General features: G+C 62.2%; 26 protein-coding genes and 2 tRNA genes. 17 read left to right on the forward strand and 11 right to left on the reverse strand.

The annotated features are described in order from the left end of the window. Nucleotides 1-316: 316 nt before the first annotated feature. Together ACLE20_RS14220 and ACLE20_RS14225 are read left to right on the forward strand one after the other, a co-directional pair. Nucleotides 317-469, forward strand: a complete 153-nt coding sequence (locus tag ACLE20_RS14220) for a hypothetical protein (protein WP_410940957.1) — start codon at nt 317-319, stop codon at nt 467-469. Nucleotides 470-626: 157 nt separating this feature from the next. Further along, the gene (locus tag ACLE20_RS14225; protein ID WP_410940958.1) at nt 627-974 is read left to right on the forward strand and encodes a hypothetical protein; all 348 of its coding nucleotides are present in this window, start codon (nt 627-629) and stop codon (nt 972-974) included. A gap of 45 nt (nt 975-1019) precedes the next feature. Here ACLE20_RS14225 and ACLE20_RS14230 read toward each other — a convergent pair whose 3' ends face one another. Beyond that, nucleotides 1020-1961 (reverse strand): SDR family oxidoreductase, encoded by a 942-nt coding sequence (locus ACLE20_RS14230; protein WP_410940959.1) that lies wholly within the window; start codon nt 1959-1961, stop codon nt 1020-1022. A 196-nt stretch (nt 1962-2157) separates the two neighbouring features. Here ACLE20_RS14230 and ACLE20_RS14235 point away from each other — a divergent pair, with 196 nt between their 5' ends. The 3 genes from ACLE20_RS14235 to ACLE20_RS14245 all read left to right on the forward strand — a co-directional run bounded on the left by ACLE20_RS14235 (nt 2158) and on the right by ACLE20_RS14245 (nt 4355). Continuing rightward, on the forward strand, nt 2158-3021 hold the full coding sequence (locus ACLE20_RS14235; protein ID WP_410940960.1) for an SDR family oxidoreductase: 864 nt from the start codon (nt 2158-2160) through the stop codon (nt 3019-3021). 280 nt (nt 3022-3301) lie between these two features. Beyond that, complete coding sequence (locus ACLE20_RS14240; RefSeq protein ID WP_410940961.1) at nt 3302-4039, forward strand: outer membrane protein; 738 nt, start codon at nt 3302-3304, stop codon at nt 4037-4039. Between the two features lie 145 nt (nt 4040-4184). Next, a complete protein-coding gene (locus ACLE20_RS14245) occupies nt 4185-4355 on the forward strand; it encodes a hypothetical protein (RefSeq protein WP_410940962.1) in 171 nt (56 codons plus the stop codon). A 297-nt stretch (nt 4356-4652) separates the two neighbouring features. On the opposite strand, the gene ACLE20_RS14250 is transcribed toward ACLE20_RS14245, so the two are convergent. After that, nucleotides 4653-4916: a DUF6894 family protein gene (locus tag ACLE20_RS14250; RefSeq protein WP_410940963.1), complete on the reverse strand. Its 264-nt coding sequence runs from the start codon at nt 4914-4916 to the stop codon at nt 4653-4655. Between the two features lie 344 nt (nt 4917-5260). Between ACLE20_RS14250 and ACLE20_RS14255 the strand changes: the two genes are divergently transcribed. Further along, nucleotides 5261-5875: a LysE family translocator gene (locus tag ACLE20_RS14255; RefSeq protein WP_410940964.1), complete on the forward strand. Its 615-nt coding sequence runs from the start codon at nt 5261-5263 to the stop codon at nt 5873-5875. Nucleotides 5876-5894: 19 nt separating this feature from the next. Here ACLE20_RS14255 and ACLE20_RS14260 read toward each other — a convergent pair whose 3' ends face one another. The 3 genes from ACLE20_RS14260 to ACLE20_RS14270 form a co-directional block, all read right to left on the reverse strand. Further along, nucleotides 5895-6545, reverse strand: coding sequence for a DUF2161 domain-containing phosphodiesterase (locus ACLE20_RS14260; RefSeq protein ID WP_410940965.1), 651 nt, complete (start codon nt 6543-6545; stop codon nt 5895-5897). Nucleotides 6546-6605: 60 nt separating this feature from the next. Beyond that, complete coding sequence (gene greA / locus ACLE20_RS14265; protein WP_410940966.1) at nt 6606-7088, reverse strand: transcription elongation factor GreA; 483 nt, start codon at nt 7086-7088, stop codon at nt 6606-6608. A gap of 101 nt (nt 7089-7189) precedes the next feature. Beyond that, nucleotides 7190-8140 (reverse strand): MYG1 family protein, encoded by a 951-nt coding sequence (locus ACLE20_RS14270; RefSeq protein ID WP_410940967.1) that lies wholly within the window; start codon nt 8138-8140, stop codon nt 7190-7192. Between the two features lie 802 nt (nt 8141-8942). Here ACLE20_RS14270 and ACLE20_RS14275 point away from each other — a divergent pair. Both ACLE20_RS14275 and ACLE20_RS14280 read left to right on the forward strand, forming a co-directional pair. Beyond that, nucleotides 8943-9608 carry a YoaK family protein gene (locus ACLE20_RS14275; protein ID WP_410940968.1) on the forward strand — a complete coding sequence of 222 codons (666 nt, stop codon included), beginning with the start codon at nt 8943-8945 and terminating at the stop codon, nt 9606-9608. A gap of 92 nt (nt 9609-9700) precedes the next feature. Continuing rightward, the gene (locus ACLE20_RS14280; RefSeq protein ID WP_410940969.1) at nt 9701-9850 is read left to right on the forward strand and encodes a hypothetical protein; all 150 of its coding nucleotides are present in this window, start codon (nt 9701-9703) and stop codon (nt 9848-9850) included. Between the two features lie 37 nt (nt 9851-9887). On the opposite strand, the gene ACLE20_RS14285 is transcribed toward ACLE20_RS14280, so the two are convergent. After that, nucleotides 9888-10241 carry a hypothetical protein gene (locus tag ACLE20_RS14285; protein WP_410940970.1) on the reverse strand — a complete coding sequence of 118 codons (354 nt, stop codon included), beginning with the start codon at nt 10239-10241 and terminating at the stop codon, nt 9888-9890. A gap of 335 nt (nt 10242-10576) precedes the next feature. Further along, nucleotides 10577-10653 (reverse strand) — tRNA-Pro (locus ACLE20_RS14290). Between the two features lie 211 nt (nt 10654-10864). On the opposite strand from ACLE20_RS14290, the gene ACLE20_RS14295 reads away from it, so the two are divergent. Further along, nucleotides 10865-11170, forward strand: coding sequence for an ETC complex I subunit (locus ACLE20_RS14295; RefSeq protein WP_410940971.1), 306 nt, complete (start codon nt 10865-10867; stop codon nt 11168-11170). A 66-nt stretch (nt 11171-11236) separates the two neighbouring features. Then, a tRNA-Arg gene (locus ACLE20_RS14300) sits at nt 11237-11313 on the forward strand. Nucleotides 11314-11331: 18 nt separating this feature from the next. Here ACLE20_RS14300 and ACLE20_RS14305 read toward each other — a convergent pair. The 4 genes from ACLE20_RS14305 to ACLE20_RS14320 form a co-directional block, all read right to left on the reverse strand. Continuing rightward, a complete protein-coding gene (locus ACLE20_RS14305) occupies nt 11332-11562 on the reverse strand; it encodes a hypothetical protein (protein WP_410940972.1) in 231 nt (76 codons plus the stop codon). 271 nt (nt 11563-11833) lie between these two features. Further along, complete coding sequence (locus ACLE20_RS14310) at nt 11834-12211, reverse strand: hypothetical protein (RefSeq protein WP_410940973.1); 378 nt, start codon at nt 12209-12211, stop codon at nt 11834-11836. 497 nt (nt 12212-12708) lie between these two features. Further along, on the reverse strand, nt 12709-12846 hold the full coding sequence (locus tag ACLE20_RS14315) for a hypothetical protein (protein WP_410940974.1): 138 nt from the start codon (nt 12844-12846) through the stop codon (nt 12709-12711). A 412-nt stretch (nt 12847-13258) separates the two neighbouring features. Further along, the gene (locus tag ACLE20_RS14320; RefSeq protein ID WP_410940975.1) at nt 13259-13408 is read right to left on the reverse strand and encodes a hypothetical protein; all 150 of its coding nucleotides are present in this window, start codon (nt 13406-13408) and stop codon (nt 13259-13261) included. 485 nt (nt 13409-13893) lie between these two features. On the opposite strand from ACLE20_RS14320, the gene ACLE20_RS14325 reads away from it, so the two are divergent. The 7 genes from ACLE20_RS14325 to ACLE20_RS14355 all read left to right on the forward strand — a co-directional run bounded on the left by ACLE20_RS14325 (nt 13894) and on the right by ACLE20_RS14355 (nt 17888). Beyond that, nucleotides 13894-15102 carry a tyrosine-type recombinase/integrase gene (locus ACLE20_RS14325; RefSeq protein ID WP_410940976.1) on the forward strand — a complete coding sequence of 403 codons (1209 nt, stop codon included), beginning with the start codon at nt 13894-13896 and terminating at the stop codon, nt 15100-15102. Then, the gene (locus ACLE20_RS14330; protein ID WP_410940977.1) at nt 15099-15743 is read left to right on the forward strand and encodes a hypothetical protein; all 645 of its coding nucleotides are present in this window, start codon (nt 15099-15101) and stop codon (nt 15741-15743) included. The genes ACLE20_RS14325 and ACLE20_RS14330 overlap by 4 nt, the downstream gene beginning before the upstream one ends. A gap of 120 nt (nt 15744-15863) precedes the next feature. Then, nucleotides 15864-16052: a helix-turn-helix domain-containing protein gene (locus ACLE20_RS14335; protein ID WP_410940978.1), complete on the forward strand. Its 189-nt coding sequence runs from the start codon at nt 15864-15866 to the stop codon at nt 16050-16052. 304 nt (nt 16053-16356) lie between these two features. Further along, nucleotides 16357-16656 (forward strand): hypothetical protein, encoded by a 300-nt coding sequence (locus ACLE20_RS14340; protein ID WP_410940979.1) that lies wholly within the window; start codon nt 16357-16359, stop codon nt 16654-16656. Continuing rightward, nucleotides 16653-16835: a hypothetical protein gene (locus tag ACLE20_RS14345; RefSeq protein WP_410940980.1), complete on the forward strand. Its 183-nt coding sequence runs from the start codon at nt 16653-16655 to the stop codon at nt 16833-16835. Before ACLE20_RS14340 ends, ACLE20_RS14345 begins: the two co-directional genes overlap by 4 nt. Next, nucleotides 16828-17313 (forward strand): hypothetical protein, encoded by a 486-nt coding sequence (locus ACLE20_RS14350; RefSeq protein WP_410940981.1) that lies wholly within the window; start codon nt 16828-16830, stop codon nt 17311-17313. Before ACLE20_RS14345 ends, ACLE20_RS14350 begins: the two co-directional genes overlap by 8 nt. Continuing rightward, nucleotides 17310-17888, forward strand: a complete 579-nt coding sequence (locus tag ACLE20_RS14355) for a ribonuclease H (RefSeq protein ID WP_410940982.1) — start codon at nt 17310-17312, stop codon at nt 17886-17888. The genes ACLE20_RS14350 and ACLE20_RS14355 overlap by 4 nt, the downstream gene beginning before the upstream one ends. The last annotated feature ends 106 nt before the right edge of the window (nt 17889-17994 follow it).

Here is a 17994-nt window from a genome sequence, read left to right on the forward strand (position 1 = left end):
CGGCAAGCATCGTCGCCTCCGCGGCTCAGCGCAGGAAGGCCTCGCGGGCGAGATCGCAGCTTTCTCGCTTGGTGAGCGCCCGACACAGCCGACCCTGGCGCGCGCGGACTCCCGGCCATGCGACGCCCGCCAGCGCGCATCCAGCTAGACGAGCGCCTGTCTCGGGCCGTGTATCGCATCCGGAATGCTTTTGCCGATCGCACCCACAGGGGCGTCGGCGGGCGCGGGAACCGCGGCGTCGGTTCCCGGTTGGGAAGGCGGGCCCGGGCAAGGATTTCGATCGTGTTGCCGGGGAGGCCCAGGGGAGAGAGACAGCATGGATCAACCGAGCAGCCGACGCCACATGGCGCTCTACCTGACCCTGATCGGGATCATCGTCTGCGCAATCGTCGCCGGCGCTGTGAGCTGGTCCAAGGCAAACCGTGCCGATCCCGCACCGCCGGCCGCCGCGACCTCCTCCTCGCCCTGAGGCCCTCGACGGCAAAGCCCGGCAAGGGCCGAACGGGGCTGCATCGCGCCGACACGCTCCGCCGCGTCGAGTTTGCCTCGAAACGGCATAGGAACGATCGTACCGGCCGGCGGTTGGCCTTCATGCCGGACAAGGTCCGGCGCCAGGAGGGCAAAGAATGCGAGACGACAAGCAGCCGACAGCCGCACAGGTGCGCGGCGCCATCCAGGCCGGCGAGACCGGCGATATTCGCGAAGGCTTCGACCCTGCGGCGGCGCCGATGGAAACCGATGGCGAAGCGGGCGGTTCCCCCATGTCGCCCGAACAGGCGCAGTTGGCCCTCGACACGCAGCGGCGCCCGCGGCGCGAGGAGAACCAGAACAATTACGACACGGCCATGCGCAAGCCGGGTTCGATGGAAACGAAGCCGCAGGGCGGCACCAGTCCCGGCTTCATTCTTCGGCTCGTCGGCTTCTTCGTGCTGGGCGCAGCGGTGATCGTCGCACTTGTGCTTGCCTTGGCCTGATTGCAAATTGCGGCTTGACGGTCGGGCGATCTGTCGTCCGTCCGGCTATCGTCGCCAGAGGCGGCGCAGCCAGAAGGCGCGCCAGCCGCCATTGACCTGGTTCGGCCCTGTGCTTTCGAACAGATTGCCGCGGCTCGCCGCCTGCCTGCGGCGCGAGAACTGGATCTTCGGCGCCAGCAGCGCCACCATCCACTCCACCAGACGCGGCGAGATTCGCAGCCCGAGCGCGATCAGATATCCATAGGTGCCGACAATGATTTCGGCCCGTGGTCGGCGGGCGGCGGTGGTGATGGCGCGCGCCGCCCGTTCCACCGCGTAGAGCGGCGCGATCGATCGGATCTGCCGGCCCATGCGGTTGGCGCCCTTCTGGTAGATCGGCGTGTCGATAGCGGTCGGCAGAATGGTGCAGACATGGATGCCGCGATAAGCGCGCATCTCCTGGCGAACGCATTGGGTATAGCCGCGAACGGCGAATTTGCTGGTCACATAGGCGCTGAGATAGGGGTCGCCGAACAGGCTGAGCATCGAGGCGACATTGATCAGGCAGCCCCAGCCACCCTGGGCTTTGAAGGCCCGCAGGGCGGCTTGCGTGCCGTGGACATAGCCGAAGAGATTGGTGTCGATCACCTGGCGAAACTCGGCCATCGGCTGGGTGGCGGCACGTCCATACATCAGCACTGCCGCGCAATTGACCCAGACATCGATCCGCCCGAAAGCCTCGACGGCCGCACTGGCAAGCGCCTTCACCGCCGCCTCGTCGCTCATATCGGTCGGGACGGCGAGAGCCCGCGCGCCGCGGCCCCGGCAGTCCTCGGCGACGTGGTCGAGCGCGGTTGCATCGCGCGCCGCCAGGACCAAGGCGCAGCCTTCCTGCGCAAAGAGGAGGGCAGCCGCCCGTGCAATGCCGCTCGATGCACCGGTGATAACCACGACGCGGCTCGCCTCGCCGCCCGCTCCCGGTTCCTGCTTCGTCCTGTCTGCCTGCACGCTCTGCCTCATGGTGGCTGTTGATCAAGGAGCCATCGAAGCGGGGGCGACGTCGAAAGTTCCTGCGTGACATGCTGCGTCAGCCGGCCCCTGCAGCCTGTGCAAAGGATGATCGAACCGGCGTTGGAGCGGCCGTGGCAGGGAACCCTGCGGGAGGCTTCCCGTTAGCCTCGGCAATCTTGCCAAGGAGAGACCCATGTCCGATGCCCGCCGCCCGATCCCGCCGCAGCCCGAGCAGCAGCAAGCCCCACCCGGGCTGACCGCGAAGATGGACCCCATCCCCGATCACGGCGAACAGACCTATCGCGGCAACGGACTGCTCACTGGAAAGGTGGCGCTGATCACCGGCGGGGACTCCGGTATCGGCCGGGCGGTGGCAATCGCCTATGCCCGCGAGGGTGCCGATATCCTCATTTCCTATCTCAACGAGGACGAGGATGCCGAGGAGACCGCGCGCTGGGTGCGCGAGGCCGGGCGCAAGGCGATCGTCGCACCCGGGGATATCCAGTCGGAGGAGTTCTGCAAGGCCCTGGTCGAGCGCGCGGTCAATGAGCTCGGCCGGCTCGACATTCTCGTCAACAATGCCGCCTTCCAGCGCACCTATGACGATATCGCCGATATAACGGCGGAGGAATTTGATACGACCTTCCGCACGAACATCTACGCCTCCTTCTTCCTGGCCAAGGCCGCAACGCCGCATCTCGAGCCCGGTAGCGCGATCATCAACACGACCTCGATCCAGTCGCGCCAGCCGTCGCCGCAGCTGCTCGCCTATGCCTCGACCAAGGGCGCCATCCTCAACTTCACCGCCGGCCTCGCCGAAATGCTGTCGGACAAGGGAATCCGCGTCAATGCGGTGGCACCCGGTCCGATCTGGACGCCGCTCATCCCCTCCACCATGGGGGCCGAAAAGGCGGCGAGCTTCGGCAAGCAGACGCTGATCGGCCGGGCCGGCCAGCCGGCCGAACTCGCCGGCGCCTATGTGCTACTCGCTTCGGAGCTCGGCAGCTACATGACCGGCGCCGTCATTCCCGTCACCGGCGGCGAGGTGATGATCTAGCCCTTGGTGAGCCTCAGAATCCGGGCCGTATTGGTTCGGCCCGGGCTTGGCTGCACAACCCAGTCTTGCCTTCGCCTCTTGTCGGCGGAGGCGTTTCTGCGCCCAAAGTGCCGGCGGTCGTCTGTCAGGCGTTCGTGTCATTGCAGCAACAGCCGGCAGATTGCCGGCTGCCCGTGAGGCGAAATCCCGCCCTCTGCCCTGTCGGCTCTTGGGTAAGCGGTCTATTTGCTTCGGCATCCGGCGTGCAACCGTGCGTCGTTCCCTGTTGAAGGAGATCGCCATGATGCGGTTCACCACGCTCCTCTTGGCCGGTATCGCACTGGCTGTCCCCGCCTCCCTCGCCGCTGCAGCGGACCTGACAGAACCGGTAGGGCCGGTGGTGGTCGAGACCAGCGGCGGTTTCTATCTCGGCTCGGTCAACACGCTGACTTTCCTCGACGACACTTCCTTCGACGCTGCTGGCGCCGATATCGATACGGATTATGACGTCGGCTATTACAGCGCCGTGCGCGCCGGCTACAGCTTCGGCGACATGGGTTTCGTTTCGCCGCGGATCGAACTGGAAGTCGGCTATGGCAATGCCTCGGTCGATCAGCATCGCGTCAACGGCGCGGGCGCGGGATCAACGGACAGCTTCGGCGATGCCCGCCAGATCGCCGGCTATGTGAACGGCTATCTCGATATGCCCCTCAGTGGCATGGCAGCGATCACCCCCTATATCGGCGGCGGCGTGGGCGTCATGAATCTCGAACTGCGGCGCCAGGGCGTCTCCGGCACCGGCGTGGTCATGGATGATGACGATACGCGCTTTGCCTATCATCTCGATGCCGGCGTCGGCATCAAGCTGCAACAGCTCGGCCTATTCAACTCCGTCGCCCTGTTCGACAACACCACCTTTGACATCGGCTATCGCTACACCGCGGCCGACGGCTTCTCCTTCACGGCGCGCGATGGCAGCCGGTCGGATACGGACTTCTCGTCCCACGCCGTGCTCGTCGGCTTCCGCAAGAGCTTCTGATCGATCGGGGCCGGCCTGCAACCGCGGGCCGGCTACCACACTGTGGGAGCGAGCGGGTGTCCCACACCCGGAGGTGGCATAATCATCCTTGACCGAAGGAACAATGCGCCTCTCCCCCGGTTGGTCGTCCTGATAGGAGACCACCATGTCCGAGAAAAATGCCAACCAGACGAGCGATGCCTCCCGCACCGGCGAGACGGCCGATCAGGAGCGCGAGGCGCTGGCCAAGAAGGCGGACGCGCATCGCCAGGATCTCGAAAAGAACGGTCCGGTCGAGAATGACGATCTGCCCGCCACGGGCGCCTTCGAAAAATGACAAGAGGATCGCGCGTCATCGCTGAGTGAGTTGCGATCCGGAGAGCTCCTACGCCGATCCGCATCGCGCACTTACCCAAGAATCTCGAACGTTGAACATGCAGCAGGGCTCGAGGCTCTGTGGCATTTTTGCCGCATCTTGAAAAACCGAAACCTGCGCTGAAACTTTTGTATATATTATTCGTTCTAGGGCCGGCATGCGCACTTACGTACGCCGTTTCAGCACCTATCTCTATTGACGAAAATGGCCCCGCCGGAAATGGCGGGGCCAATTTTTTTGTCCATTCGACCCAGACGATCAGGACCAAGGAGGCAGGCAGGCAGCGATGGCTGTCACCGCCTCCACCGAGGTCTGATGCCGTCCCGTCTCGTCATAGATTTCGATCGCCTTCATCGTCATCCGGGTGGCCTGCGTAAGATGTTCGGCCGCCATATCCCGCAGGCTCTGCTGCGCGGCGTCCACCGCCTCGGCAAGGCTTTCGAACTCCTCGCCCTCCATATCGCGGATTATCTCGTCGCCCCTGATCATGTAGAGATAATATCGCACGCTCAACTTCGCCACTTCGCTTGTCTTGTCCGAAATCAACAAACCGAATGGCAAATGGTTCGATCCGTATCTCGGGCGTCCGCTGCTGACCATTTCCAGGCATTTTCAGGAGCCCGGTTCTGCGCGGGAGTGGCCGGCGCAGCAGCGGATCCTGCCCAATCGGGGAGGGAAAACCCCTGCGCTGGCGCTCTACCGCTTGACCTTAGTGGTTGAGCAATCGGTTGTACACGGCCGTCCAGCTTCATCGACGGCAATAAGCTGTCCGCACTGCCCGTCTCGGTCCCGCTGGTTGAAGACGCACTTTTTCTTCTCGCGGATCGGCGTATGCTCATCCTCTCACGAACCGGAAGAGAGATCCGATGGACGCTTCGACGCTGCTCACCTTCGCCTGCGCCTTCTTCGTCTTCGCTGCCAGCCCCGGCCCGGACAATATGACGATCCTCGCCCGCACTCTTTCGCATGGCGCAGGTTCAGGATTGGCTTATGGCGCCGGCACGGTGGTCGGGATCCTCATCTATCTCACGCTCGCCACGCTTGGCCTGTCGATGATCGCCGCCGAGATGGGGACGGTGATGACCATCCTGCGCGCCGCCGGCGCCGCCTATCTGGTCTGTATGGGGGTCATGCTCTGGACGGCGGCGCCGGTGGTGCCCGAAGATCGCCCGCTTGCCGAGCGCCGCGGCCTGCTCTCGGTCTTCGCGACCGGACTGGCGCTCAATCTCGGCAATCCGAAAATGCCGCTTTTCGCCCTGGCGCTGCTGCCGAGCCTTCTCGGCAACGCGCTGACACCCGCTCATCTTCCCGTGTTGGCCGCGATCATTCTGGCGGTCGAGGCCGTGGTCATCGGCGGCCATGTGCTCCTCGCCGGCCAGGGTCGGCGGCTCCTGAGGACACCGGCCGTCGTGCGGCGGGTGAACCGCACGGCAGGCGGGGTCATGGTCGGCGCCGGCGTGGTGGTGGTGGCGGCGCGCTGAACGGCGGCCATTCGCGGGTTCACGATCCGGCCCAGTGGTCCAGTGCCCTTCGCCCGTCATCGGTCAGGCCATAGAGGCCGCGGTCGATCCGCTCGAACCAGCCATAATGATTGCTGCGCAGGATCTGGCCTGCCGAGGCAACGACAGGCGCGAGATCGCGCGGTCGCAACGGCCCGGCCGCCAGCGCTGCGGCGCAGGCAAGGGCCTGCTGGCGATAGGCGGTGAGGATCGGCACGCGCGTGGATCCACCCAGGGCCGGATCGCCCTTGCGGCTGCGGTGCTCACGCACCAGGCGCGTGCGCCGCTTCGGATTGGTGCGCGGCATGGGCGAGACCGCGCTGACGAGAAGTTCGACCTGGCCGCCATCCGTCAGGCCGAGCATGCCGATGCCTAACCTTCGGCAAAGATCGCGGTAGCGCTTGTCGCTCTCGCGTCCGCGCCCTTTGGCCGAGATGCGGGCGGCGATCCAGACCTCGTCCGCCATGCTGGCCCGATCGACCGCCTGCAGGATCAGCTCCAGATTGAAGGCGAGCTTCAGCTCGCAGACCACCACCACCGGCGGCTCGCCCTCCCTGAGCCCCACCACATCGCAGCCGGCGATCTCGCCTTTGACCACATAGCCAGCGTGCTCCAGAAAGGCCTTGATCGGCAGATAGAGGGTGGTTTCCATCAGGCCCTGCTGCGGCCGTCCATTGTCGAGGATGATGCGCGTGTCGGCGCCCCGTCCTTGTCAGGCAATCGACACGACTTCAAGCTCCTGCTCGCCGAGGCTGACGCTGTCGCCGATCCGCTTGCCCATCAGGAGGCGGGCGACGGGGGAGGCGAAGGAGATCGAACCAGCCTTCGGATCGGCTTCGTCCTCGCCGACAATGCGATAGGTCTGCACCCGACCATCCTCCCGCGCGAAGGTCACGGTCCCGCCGAAGGCGACGATCTCCGTCGAGGTCGGTGCGGGGACCAGCTGGGCGGTGCGGATCCGTTCGGAGAAATAGCGGATGTCGCGCAAGGGGCCGGCCATCTGCCGGCGTTTCTCGTTGACGTCCTCGATCGCATTTGTGGCGGCATAGGCGGCCTGTGCAGCCTGCAGCTGCGCTTCGAGCGCCTGCAGTCCGCTATCCGTCACCAGGTTCGGCTCGGAGGAGATCGGCCGGTCCGGCAGCAGGGTTTCCGCTGCAGTCTCGGCGCTCTCCTCCTTCATGAAGGCCACGCTCATCGCGTCTCACTCCTCACAGTCTCACTTTGCAGCCGTCCCGCAGGACCGCCTCTTTGACAAGATAGGGCAGGGCTGCCGGAATGGGCAGGCATGCCGGGCCGTCAGTCGAGCGCGACCGGACGCGACACGTCGCGCGCCTGCCAATCCTTGACCGCAAGATCGGCCATGCGCAACACGGCCTCGCGGGTCTTGGCGGCGGCGACGAACAGGCCCTTGTGGCAGAAGGTGGCGCCTTCAACGCCGGATACGGCTTCGAGCGCCGTCCCCGTCAATCCCGCCCATTGTGCCGGCAGGTCGGCCCGCAGATCGAAGCCATCCTCCTGCAGGCGGATACCGGTCACGCACCAATCCGCATCGCGCGGGTGAACGACGAAGAGCAGGTGATCGGCGCCAGCCTTCTCGATCGCGGCACGAAAGGGCATGCCGCGCGGCAGTTCCAAGACAGGACTCTCTCCGGCCTTGACGATCGCAGCCATGACCAGAGCTTGCGCCCGCAGTTTTGCGGCGCTGCGACCGAGCTCGGCCTCGACGAAGTGGCGTGCAATCGAAAGCGCGCGTTCGAAGCAGCGTTGATCTGCCTCTGGATCGGGATCGTCGAAGACCGGCTTCAGGCTTTCGATCAGCGCGGGCAGTGTCAGCCCGGCCAGCGGCCCCGCCTGTGCTGGATCGAGCGCGCCATTGTCGACGAGATCGACGGGCAGGACGAAGCCCGCGTCGAAACCGGCATGTACGGCATCGAGATCCGGCTCGGCGATGCCGAGAGCAGACAGATAGTCGCGCCCGAAGCTCTTCCAGATCAAGCCGAAGGAGCTGTAGGGCGCGCCATCGGCCCTGACCGGCGCGCCGCGCTGATGATGGTCGAAGATCCGTTGATCGGGATCATAGCTGCCGCCGACATCATAGACGATCCGGTCCGGCTTGGGGCTGATCCACTCCGCAGCACGGCTGCGCACCAGCCGCGCCTCGGGAAAGAGCCGAGTGAGAATGACGCTGGAGAGCACTTCATCGGCATGGAAACCACCGGAATGGGTGACGAGAAAGTCTGGAGTCATAGGGAAAAGCCTCGCCATTGCCAAAACCGCCGTGCGGCGCCGCACTGCACATAGCCATTCCAGACGGTGAGCTCAACCAGGGTGGGTCCCGACGAACCCCTGCTTAGCAATTGATCCATAAACATAATTTAATACTAAAACAGCAAAAAACGATGGCATGTATGCAAACTGGCCGCGAGCCTTCGCTCCGGTGCCGCGCCCGAGCGGAAAGTCAAGCGAATACAATGATCTTTTGAATGGCATGCCGCTTGCTGTCAGCAATCTCGGGTGTCGGATACGCCCTGTCTGATCAGAGAAGCTGTGTCATGCCGTTCAAAGCCTCTTCCACGCGCCGAAGCCTTCTTGCGCTTGAAGCCGCATCCTTGGTTTTCAATGAAGTTTGCCAGCGCCACCCAAGTGGTGGAAGCGATGATTGCATGTCGCCTGGAGGGCTTCGCAAATGGCGCAGCTTCGGCTGCCTTGGGGCTCGGTGAGATCACCTCGCCCAACCCGCATTGCCGAATATCTGACGTTCCCGCTGGCGAGGCTACGCGATGCGGGCGCGATGTCCGATCCGCAGTTCATTTCGATGAAGGCGCATGCATTGAAGGTTTTTCAGAGGGAAGTTCGAGCCTGAAGGGCCCTGCACCGCCCCGATGCTCGCGGGGACCGACGCTGCGCGAGGCGCCATACGGCGTGGCGGAAAGACCTGCAGCGCGGCACCCTTGTTAAGATCTGACGCGTATTCTCGCAGGCCACACTCTGCAGTGCGACGGGCATGCTGATCCACGAAAACGACCGGCGAACGCCGCGAACCGATCTGATGCTGGGATCCTCCCTGGCGCTCGTCGCCGGGGGTGTGAACAGCGCGGGCTATCTGGCCTTCCAGTTCTTCTCGGCCAACATGACAGGCAATGTCTCTCTGGCGTCGGACTTCCTGGCCGTCGGGCATCTCGCCGTGGCGCTGGCATTCCTGACCGTGGTCAGCCTGTTCATCCTCGGCGCCGTCCTCGCCTCAGTCCTGATCGAATGGGGCAAGCGGCGGGGATGGGGCAGCATCTATGCGCTGACGCTTGCCGGCGAGGCGGCCATTCTGATTGCCGTCAGCCTGTCGTCAGCCGTGAGCACCGTAGCGCCCGATCCTGTCCTGACGGTCGGAGCGCTCGCTCTCGCCATGGGCATGCAGAATGCCGCCTCGTCGCGCATTTCCGCGAACCGGGTGAGAACCACGCATGTCTCGGGCGCCGCCACCGACATGGGGATCGAACTTGCTCTGCTGATGATGCCGGGCACGGACCCGCGCAAATCCGGTCTCCGCTTCGGGCTCGCGCTGCATCTGGCGACGATCCTCTGCTTTGCGCTGGGCGGTATCCTGGGCGTGATCGGCCACCACTACCTCGGGGGTGCGACCTTTGCCGGCTTCGCCGTTCCGCTGCTTGGCCTCAGCGGGTGGTACGCGGTCCGGCTGCGCAAGGGCCGGCGGCGGTGAGCCGAGCGTGAGATCACTCCGGGCAGAGCCGTTTTTGCTGCCGACGCCGAGGATCACGCGGAACCTTCCCCGAGTGGGCCGCTTCTAGCGCCATGAAGCTTCACACCGGTCCCCGCATCATCGCCGCCGTGCTGGTCGTCAGCCTCCTCTGCATGGCCGCAGTCTATGCTTTGTCCCTCACCGTTCGCGACGAGACCGGCGCCATCGACCCGAAGGCAAGCGTGCTCGAGCCCGGCCACTGAGGGGAGGAGAGTTTAAGGCTCGGAGGCTGTTCGCGCCTCAGGCCGGATAGGTGTTGGTCGGCGGCTCCAGCGGAATGGGTTCCTTGACGTCGATCTCGGTGCCGGAATCCAGGACGATGTGGAGGTCACGCAGCATGTCGGCTGCATCGATGAGCGCGGCGTCGATCTCCGCGCCGCCCGCCGAACCCTCCTCGACCGTCTGCGCCACCTCTTCGAGGCCAAGAACGGCATCCTTGACATTGGGGCTCGGCCAGCGCGCAATTTCGTCCCGCATCGCCCGGATCGACGCGACTGCGTCCAGAAGCAGGCCGCGCACATCCTCCGCCCGGCGGCCCTGCCGGCGGTTGGCCGTCTTGATCAAGGCCGAGATCAGATCGTTCGCATCCCGCATGACACCCTCCAGCCCTCATCGCCGTCATAGTGAACATGGCGGTGCAACGGGAGAATTCAACCATGAAGGGCTGGCTTCTCCACGACGGGCGGTGGCGCCGCGCTGGGGAACAGTTCTGTCGCGTTCAGAAGCCAGGGAGCAAAGCAGAGCGCTTGATCGCGCCAACGACATTCATCGGCTTCGACGACGGGGTGGATTGGCCGGGCTTGTTGGGAGCGAACGAGATCAGGCCAACAGACAGCCCCGCAAACTATCGACAGCCCGCTTGGGGAGGGGCGTATTTCCATCTTCAGGAAATGAATTGTCGCTGAGTTCTCCAGCTCGGACGGTTGAAGTGGTCGGAGTGGAGAGATTCGAACTCCCGACCCTCTGGTCCCAAACCAGATGCGCTACCAGACTGCGCTACACTCCGAGCCCGGCCGAGCGACCGTTGAGCTGCGAGATACACGCTGGCGGCCGCGGCCGCAAGCCTTTTGCGCAGCCGGGAGGGGCGGGCCGGTGCGAGAAATTTTGCCAGCTCGGCCGCGGCGGCGTGTTCCGTTTTTGCCGCTGCTGCGTTATGGAGAACGTCAAAGCCGGTGCCGCAGCCCGGCGCACTGGGACATGCTTGGAGTTTCGAACGGATGTCTGCCAAGATCTATCGCCCGGCCAAGACCGCGATGCAGTCCGGCAAGGCCAAGACCAATCTCTGGGTTCTGGAATTCGACGCGGAAACGCCGCGCACGATCGATCCGATGATGGGCTATACGAGCTCGCGCGATACGCGTCAGCAGCTGAAGCTGACCTTCGACAGCGCCGAATTGGCGATTGCCTATGCGGAGCGCAACGGCATCGACTATCGCGTCATCGCGCCGAAGGACCCGACCCGCAAGAATGTCTCCTATAGCGACAATTTCCGCTTCAACCGCCTCCAGCCCTGGACGCATTGAGGCGCAGCACGCTTGCCGGCGGCGCCTTTTGTCGTCGCCGGCTTGCCTCCGCCACGGCGCGGCGCCGGCCCCTTAGCTCAGCTGGATAGAGCACCTGCCTTCTAAGCAGGTTGTCGCAGGTTCGAGCCCTGCAGGGGTCGCCAAAATTCTTCGCAGACGGCTCACTCGACGTCAATTTCGAGTTTGGACGAGCAAATTTCCCCGGATCGGTTCTGCGTGACCTCATGATGCTGCTCGATGCCGCACTTCCTCACGTTGAAGGCGAGATGGCGAAGCGCAGCAGCATTCTCTTGGAGCAGATCAAAAAGCTCGAAGGCGATCAGACGCTTGCTGCGTTGATCCGTCTTCATTGATCGCCAGTCGATCCCACGATCATTGAAGGAGGCGTGCACGGGAGCCAGCTCCTAGAAAGCCGATTGGAGTGTCGGACGAAGACGTCGCGTTCATCCGCACGATCTTCCCCGATTTCCGAGGCTAAATCATTCCCTTCCATCTCGCCGGGGCTGGCAATCGGGTCACACAGGGGAAGCCTCGGGGAACGAGCGTTGGCCGTAACAACGGTTCCGACGGCAAGGCTTGCCGTCCCACCCGAGCCTCAAATATGCGCATCCCTAATGTGCATGGTTACACTCTCGTCGCAACAGACGGAGTATCGCCCCATCCTCATTTGATGGTGAGAGAAAAGATGCAGGGCGCCTGATGAAGTGCTGCCAAACGGGTCTGGAAAAATGAGATTTTTAGGGTCTCCCCCTGAGCAACTGTTTCGGCTCGCGTCGTTGGAAAGCTCTCGAAGTTGGGCATATAGCCTCGCTCCGTGTCTCTGCGCAGTTCAGCCCCACAGGTCTCGTTGTCCGCATCAATGGCAAACAGAACGTCGCGATGGTCGGCCGCCTTGTAAGTAAACGACTGGCTTCCACCCGCCGATACCTCACCATTGAAGATCTGCGGCTCGCCATCTGGAGATGGGCTGACTGCCACTGTGGTATTATTTGCCAAGGCTGCGGAGGAGAAGAGAAAGATCGCCGAGAAGACAAGAGCCATGAGTTGCATACTGATCTCCAAAAGGCAGCATGCTCACGGAATGGCTTGATCACCTAGCAAAATCGTTCAAGGACGCGCGTTGCCACCCCGTCGTCATCTGATGGGGCGGAAGCCGGCCGATCGCTGGCCCGTTTTCGTTTCAGATCGCGGTGCGGGGTATCAGTGCGCGTTCAGCCGATCGGCGACCACTCTCCCGGTCTTTGTTCGCAGGTGTTCATTAGAGTATCGTTAGTGAAATTCAGCAGACCGCGGTTCGTGTGAGCCACTGTAATCGCTGATATTTTCAATGTCTTCTAAACAGGTTGTCGCTGGTTCGAGCCCTCCAGGGGTCGGCAAACCATCTGTCGTCGCCTCCATGTGCGTGAGGGTCGACCAAGTCCTGATCTGGAAGCGACCGGACGTCTAGCGCGACGGTGAGGCTCGGTTTTCGCCCTGCATTCGATCAGGACGCTAACTGCGCTCATGCACGGTCTGCCCAGATGCGCTGGAATGCTAGGTTAATAATGGTTCGTGCTCGCCTGCACAGAGTGTTGCAGGCCGGGGAAGGGGCGGTGGGGGACGAGGGAGATGGCCAGGATGAGCGCGACAAGGCAGGCAACGAAGATCATCCCGAGGGGCATGGACTGGTGTTTCATTCGCGTGGCACTCTCCGGCTTTCTGTTCACCATGTTGCGCCGGCAAGCTGTCCACAGCCTGTCCAGCCGGTAAGCCACAGGAAACTAACGAGGAGCTGGGCGATTCACCCTATTCGCATATAAGACATCAAATATGCGCGATGGGGCTGACCAGGCGAAACATCTTGTGAGAAGCTGCGTTTCTCACCACATCAAAGGTGTTGAGTTGGAGCTTCGCCATGTACCGGTTCATGATGAAGGAATTGATTGTCGTGATGGTTGCCCTGACGCTGGTTTCGGGGCTGACCTTTGCCGTCCTGCACGGCGGTGCGTGACGCTGGCGTTGTGGTGGTACCGCCAGCCGTCGAGGCTCTGACGATCGGCCTGGTCTGCGGATCAGAGGACCGGCGGCCTTATTGGACCAATGGACGCTTTAAAGGACGAAGTAGCCGATTAGGGCGGCAATCGGCACGGGAACGCCAATCAACCAGACCGCCAATTCGCGCACCATGAAGCTGGTATAGCTCGCGTCCCGAGGATCGGGCAGTCCTTCACCCTGCTTGCGCATCCTGCTCTCCGCCATGGCTTTCTCCGGACGGCTCTCGCCCAGCCGCGCTTTGAACGCAGGATTTGCATCTTCGTTCCAGATCATTCCGCAAAAGGGTGGGAGGCTTGATTTCGCGGCACGGCACCTTCTGGAGAGGTGATCTTTAGAATGACGACCGGCGGAACGGACTAGGGGTCGTTTTGCTGGAATGGCTCGAAAAGTCGGTCATCGGCACACGGCCGCTGCTTTGTATGACTCATCCATCGCGTCCTCCGCTTTCCCAGATCATCGACCGCCACGCTCTGCATGCGCAGGCCGCGTCACATAGTTGGATGGAGCAAGGTCCGATAAGGAAATGATGGAAATGGCGGACAGGGAGTCCGCATAACCCCTGTACGCTGCAATTCGCCGGTGTTCATCAACCCCCGGCCCCGCTTGAACTTTTCTCAGCTATCGTCCAAAGTCGTTCGCATCTGTTCTCAGATGACCGCTTGTCGAAGTGGGGAAGGAAGTGGGGAAGCATGGCGCGCGCGCTGCAGAAGCTCTCTGATGCCATCGTCAAGTCCACCAAGCTAAACGCGGGGCGCCATAGCGACGGCGGAGGCCTCTACCTGAACGTAACTCCTGCTGGTTCTCGATCCTGGCTGTTCATGTGGAGCCGGGACGGAAAGCGGCGTGAAATGGGGATGGGCTCTTATCCAGCCGTCACGCTCGCAAAGGCGCGCAGCCTCGCCTCCTCCTATCGGGAGATGGTTGCGGCCGGGGGCGATCCAATCGCCGAGAAGGCGAGAGTCGAGGAGCCGAGCTTCAAAGACTGCTGCGACCAGTTTCTCTCGTCGATGGAAACGCAGTGGCGAAACGAGAAGCACCGGGCGCAATGGCGATCCACCCTGAACGGCTATTGCCAAGGCCTGGGCGCAAAGAAAGTCTCGACCATCACGACCACCGATGTGCTCGACGTGCTGCAGCCCATCTGGACGACGAAGAACGAAACCGCGAGCCGGCTGAGGGGACGCATTGAGCGTGTGCTAGACTTCGCCAAGGCAAAGGGGTGGCGAGAGGGCGAAAACCCCGCTGTTTGGCGCGGTCATCTCAAGAACGTCCTGCCCGCTCGTCAGAAGCTATCCAGAGGCCATCACGCGGCCATGCCGTTCGATGCGGTGCCAGCTTTCATGGCACAGCTCAAAGAGTCTGACGCGATGGCGGCACGCTGCCTGGAGTTTGTCATACTCACTGCGGCTCGCTCCGGGGAAGCACTTGGAGCTCAATGGGGCGAAATCGACTTTGCAGCCAAAGTCTGGACCGTCCCCGCAAACAGGATGAAGGCCGGCCGCGTCCATCGCGTTCCTCTGACCGATACGGCCCTAGCTATCCTCCTGCCGCTCCATGAGGCCCGCAAGAACGATGGGCTCGTTTTCCCAGGCCAGAAAGATGGCCGGCCGCTCTCTGTCATGGCGATGGCTATGCTATTGCGCCGGATGAAGCAGGACACGATTACGGTTCACGGCTTTCGCAGCGCCTTTCGCGATTGGGCTGGAGATAAGACGACATTTCCCCGCGAGGTGGCAGAGGCTGCGCTCGCTCATACAGTGGGAGACCAGACTGAGCGCGCCTATCGCCGCTCAGACGCCTTGGCACGGCGGCGCAAGCTGATGGAGGCTTGGGAGCAGTACCTTGCTCAGCAGTCGCGGGGCAACGTTGTGAAGCTGGCTGAAAGGCGAAAGCCATGAGCGTCTTCCTTAACTTCCAAGCAATCGGGGAAGTGCTGGAGGAAACTGGAGAGCCCATCCCTGACCGGCTTCAGCATTTTTCGATTTCCAACTTGGCTGAAGTGAGAGCCGAGCGCTCAAAGGTCGCTAGCAAGATTTCATGGGCGTTCACAATGCGGAGGATCACTCCAGAACTTACGAGCAGCGCCAAAAAACGAAAGCGGTATGACGAGTTAGGCAAGGCCGTAAAGGCTACAAGATCGATCGAGGCCGCGTTTGGCTTGGTAGGAACAAGCATGAATGCGCCTGAAGTCGATCTAGACGCTTGGCTTTCCGACTTGCGAAAGATCCGAGAGGCTGCCTCTAGCGAGCGCCAGCGACTTCGCGCCGAAGGACTTGAGAACGCCGTTCTTACTGGAGAGGGGAAGTTGCTCACTGCTGGCGATGCGTTGATAGCTGGTTTGGCGAAAGCATATGAGGCCGCGTTCGAAACGCATGTGAAGTTTTCCTATAACTCAGCTCGGGAAGTCGAAGGCGGTTTCGTGAGGTTCTGCCAAGCCGTCCTTAAACGCGTGAAAGCTCAAAGTTCTGACGGCAAGATTCCGCAACTAAGCGCGGATGCGATCCGCAAGGCTTGGGAAAGAGCATCGGACAAACTCTAATAGAAATCGAGTCATTGTCCTGTGACGGCGACGAGAGTGCATGACAATTAGAATGCACCCGCAGACGAACACATGCGGATGCGTACCGGACGCTAAGGCACTCCGGCAGGGCTAGTCCCCATGCCTCACAAGCTCGCAATGACCGTCGCTGAAGCCGTTTCTTACAGCGGTATCGGCCGCACCAAACTCTATGATTTGGTCAAGTCGGGAAGCCTCAAGCCAAAGAAGCTTGGCACCCGCACACTCATCCTGACTGAAGAGCTGGACAGCTACATTCGCTCCCTTCCCGACATGCAGTCGGCAGCTTGAGGGAGGCGGAACCGTGCAAACGAAAAACCCCGTCGCAGGGAGCGACAGGGTTCCGAATATCAAAGCTCTGGGCAGGGCGCTTGATACACAGGAATCTAAGGCTTCCTCCTCCGAAAGTCTAGCGGTTCGCCGCATCGCTGCGAGATTTCGCATCTCTGCCGCGCACGCTCGCACAGTCTGCGAGCTTGCCGGGATCGGGGGTGCCGCATGAGCGCTGCCCTCTCCCCTCACTCCCCAATTTCCACCCAGGCCGGAAGCCCGCTCGAATTGCGCTTAAAGGCCACCTGCATAAGGAGGGCTTTTGATGCCCCGTATCTTCGACACCCTTACCGCACGCATTCTCCCCGACGATCGGATCGTGACTGTCAAAGGCAGAGATGCATGGGCGCTTCGCAATCTCGTCAGCGCTGGTCCGGTCGGCTGCACGCCAATAGACCAGCCTGGCCCTCGCTGGGCGCACTATGTTTTTAAGTTGCGTCGATCCGGCCTCATCATCGAAACGATCGAAGAGAAACACGGCGGGCCTTATGCCGGCACCCATGCTCGCTACGTCCTGCGTACGCAGGTCGAAGTTGTCGAAGAGAGGGGGAGGGCAGCCGCATGACAGCCGATCTCTCCCCTCAAACCGTGGCCGCTGCGAAGTGGCTCGCCGCACAAGAGGAGCCACCCGCAAGGGTGGTTCCGACCATCCGCGAGCGCTTCCACCTCAATGCGATTGAGGCCTGCGATGCCTGCGCTCTAGCCCGCCACTATCGCCAGCACGGGAGGCGCGACGATGCGTGATTTCTCCAAAGTTTCCCCGCTCATTTGGCGCGACAGGCGTTTTCGCAGTCTCTCATCGTCTGACGCTCAGCTCGTGTTCTTGTACTTCACGACGAGCGAACATCAGAACAGCGCCGGCTGCTGCCGCATCCCCGATGGGTACGCTGCCGCTGATTTGGGATGGGATCTTCAGCGCTACCTGCAGGCGCGAGAGCTTGTCGTCGAAGCAGGCCTAGTCCTCTTCGACGAAACGACCTCGGAGCTTGTGATTTGCGGATGGTTCGACACTAACCCCGCGATGAATCCGAAGCATGCGCGTGCCATCGAACGCATGGTGTCGAGTATTGAAAGCGATGTGATCCGCGGCGCGGCGGAGGAAGCATTCTCGGCATTTGAAGAGGTTCGCGACAGCCGAACGACGAAACAGGGACGGGGGAATGTCCTCGACATCGGCGACCGTCTTGCCTCCAGCGACTACATGACGAGGGGGCGCAAATGATACCATATCGAAAGGGTATCGAGACCGTATCGATATACCAGAGACCAGAGACCAGACCAGAGACCAGAGACGGAGACCAGACCAGAGACCGAGACCAGACCGAGACAAAAAGAGCGTCATCCGCGAAAACGCTTGAATTCGAAAGCCAACCGATCGCCAAGATCGAACGTGGTTTGGCTTTGGAGGAAAAGCCGACCGTCAGCGTGTATGCGGATGGAGCGTGTGAACCAAACCCAGGACCGGGAGCATGGGCCTTTGTCGTCTATTGGAATGGCGTAGAGCTTCATTCCGAAACGGGGGCGGATCTCGACACTACGAATAACCGGATGGAGCTGACGGCCGTCTTCATGGCTCTGGGGTGGATTGCAGAACACTCCCCCTCCAAAGCCCTCTTGCACTCGGATTCTCAATACGTGGTGCGGGGCTGCAATGAATGGCGGCGGCGGTGGAAGGCCAAGGGCTGGAAGAAGGGTTCCGCGGATATGCCAAATGCGGATCTCTGGCGAGAACTCGACGGGAGGCTTGAGGCACGGCCGATCAACCTCGTTTGGGTTCGCGGTCATTCCGGCAGATAGCGTCCGTCAAGATGGTGTAATTTCGGGTGTGGTTCCGGGCCGTCATGATCAGGCGGCTCTGGGTGTAATCTGAAGTGTAGCTTCCTCCTCGATCGTCGGTTGATTT

The organism is Rhizobium sp. YIM 134829, assembly GCF_046546455.1.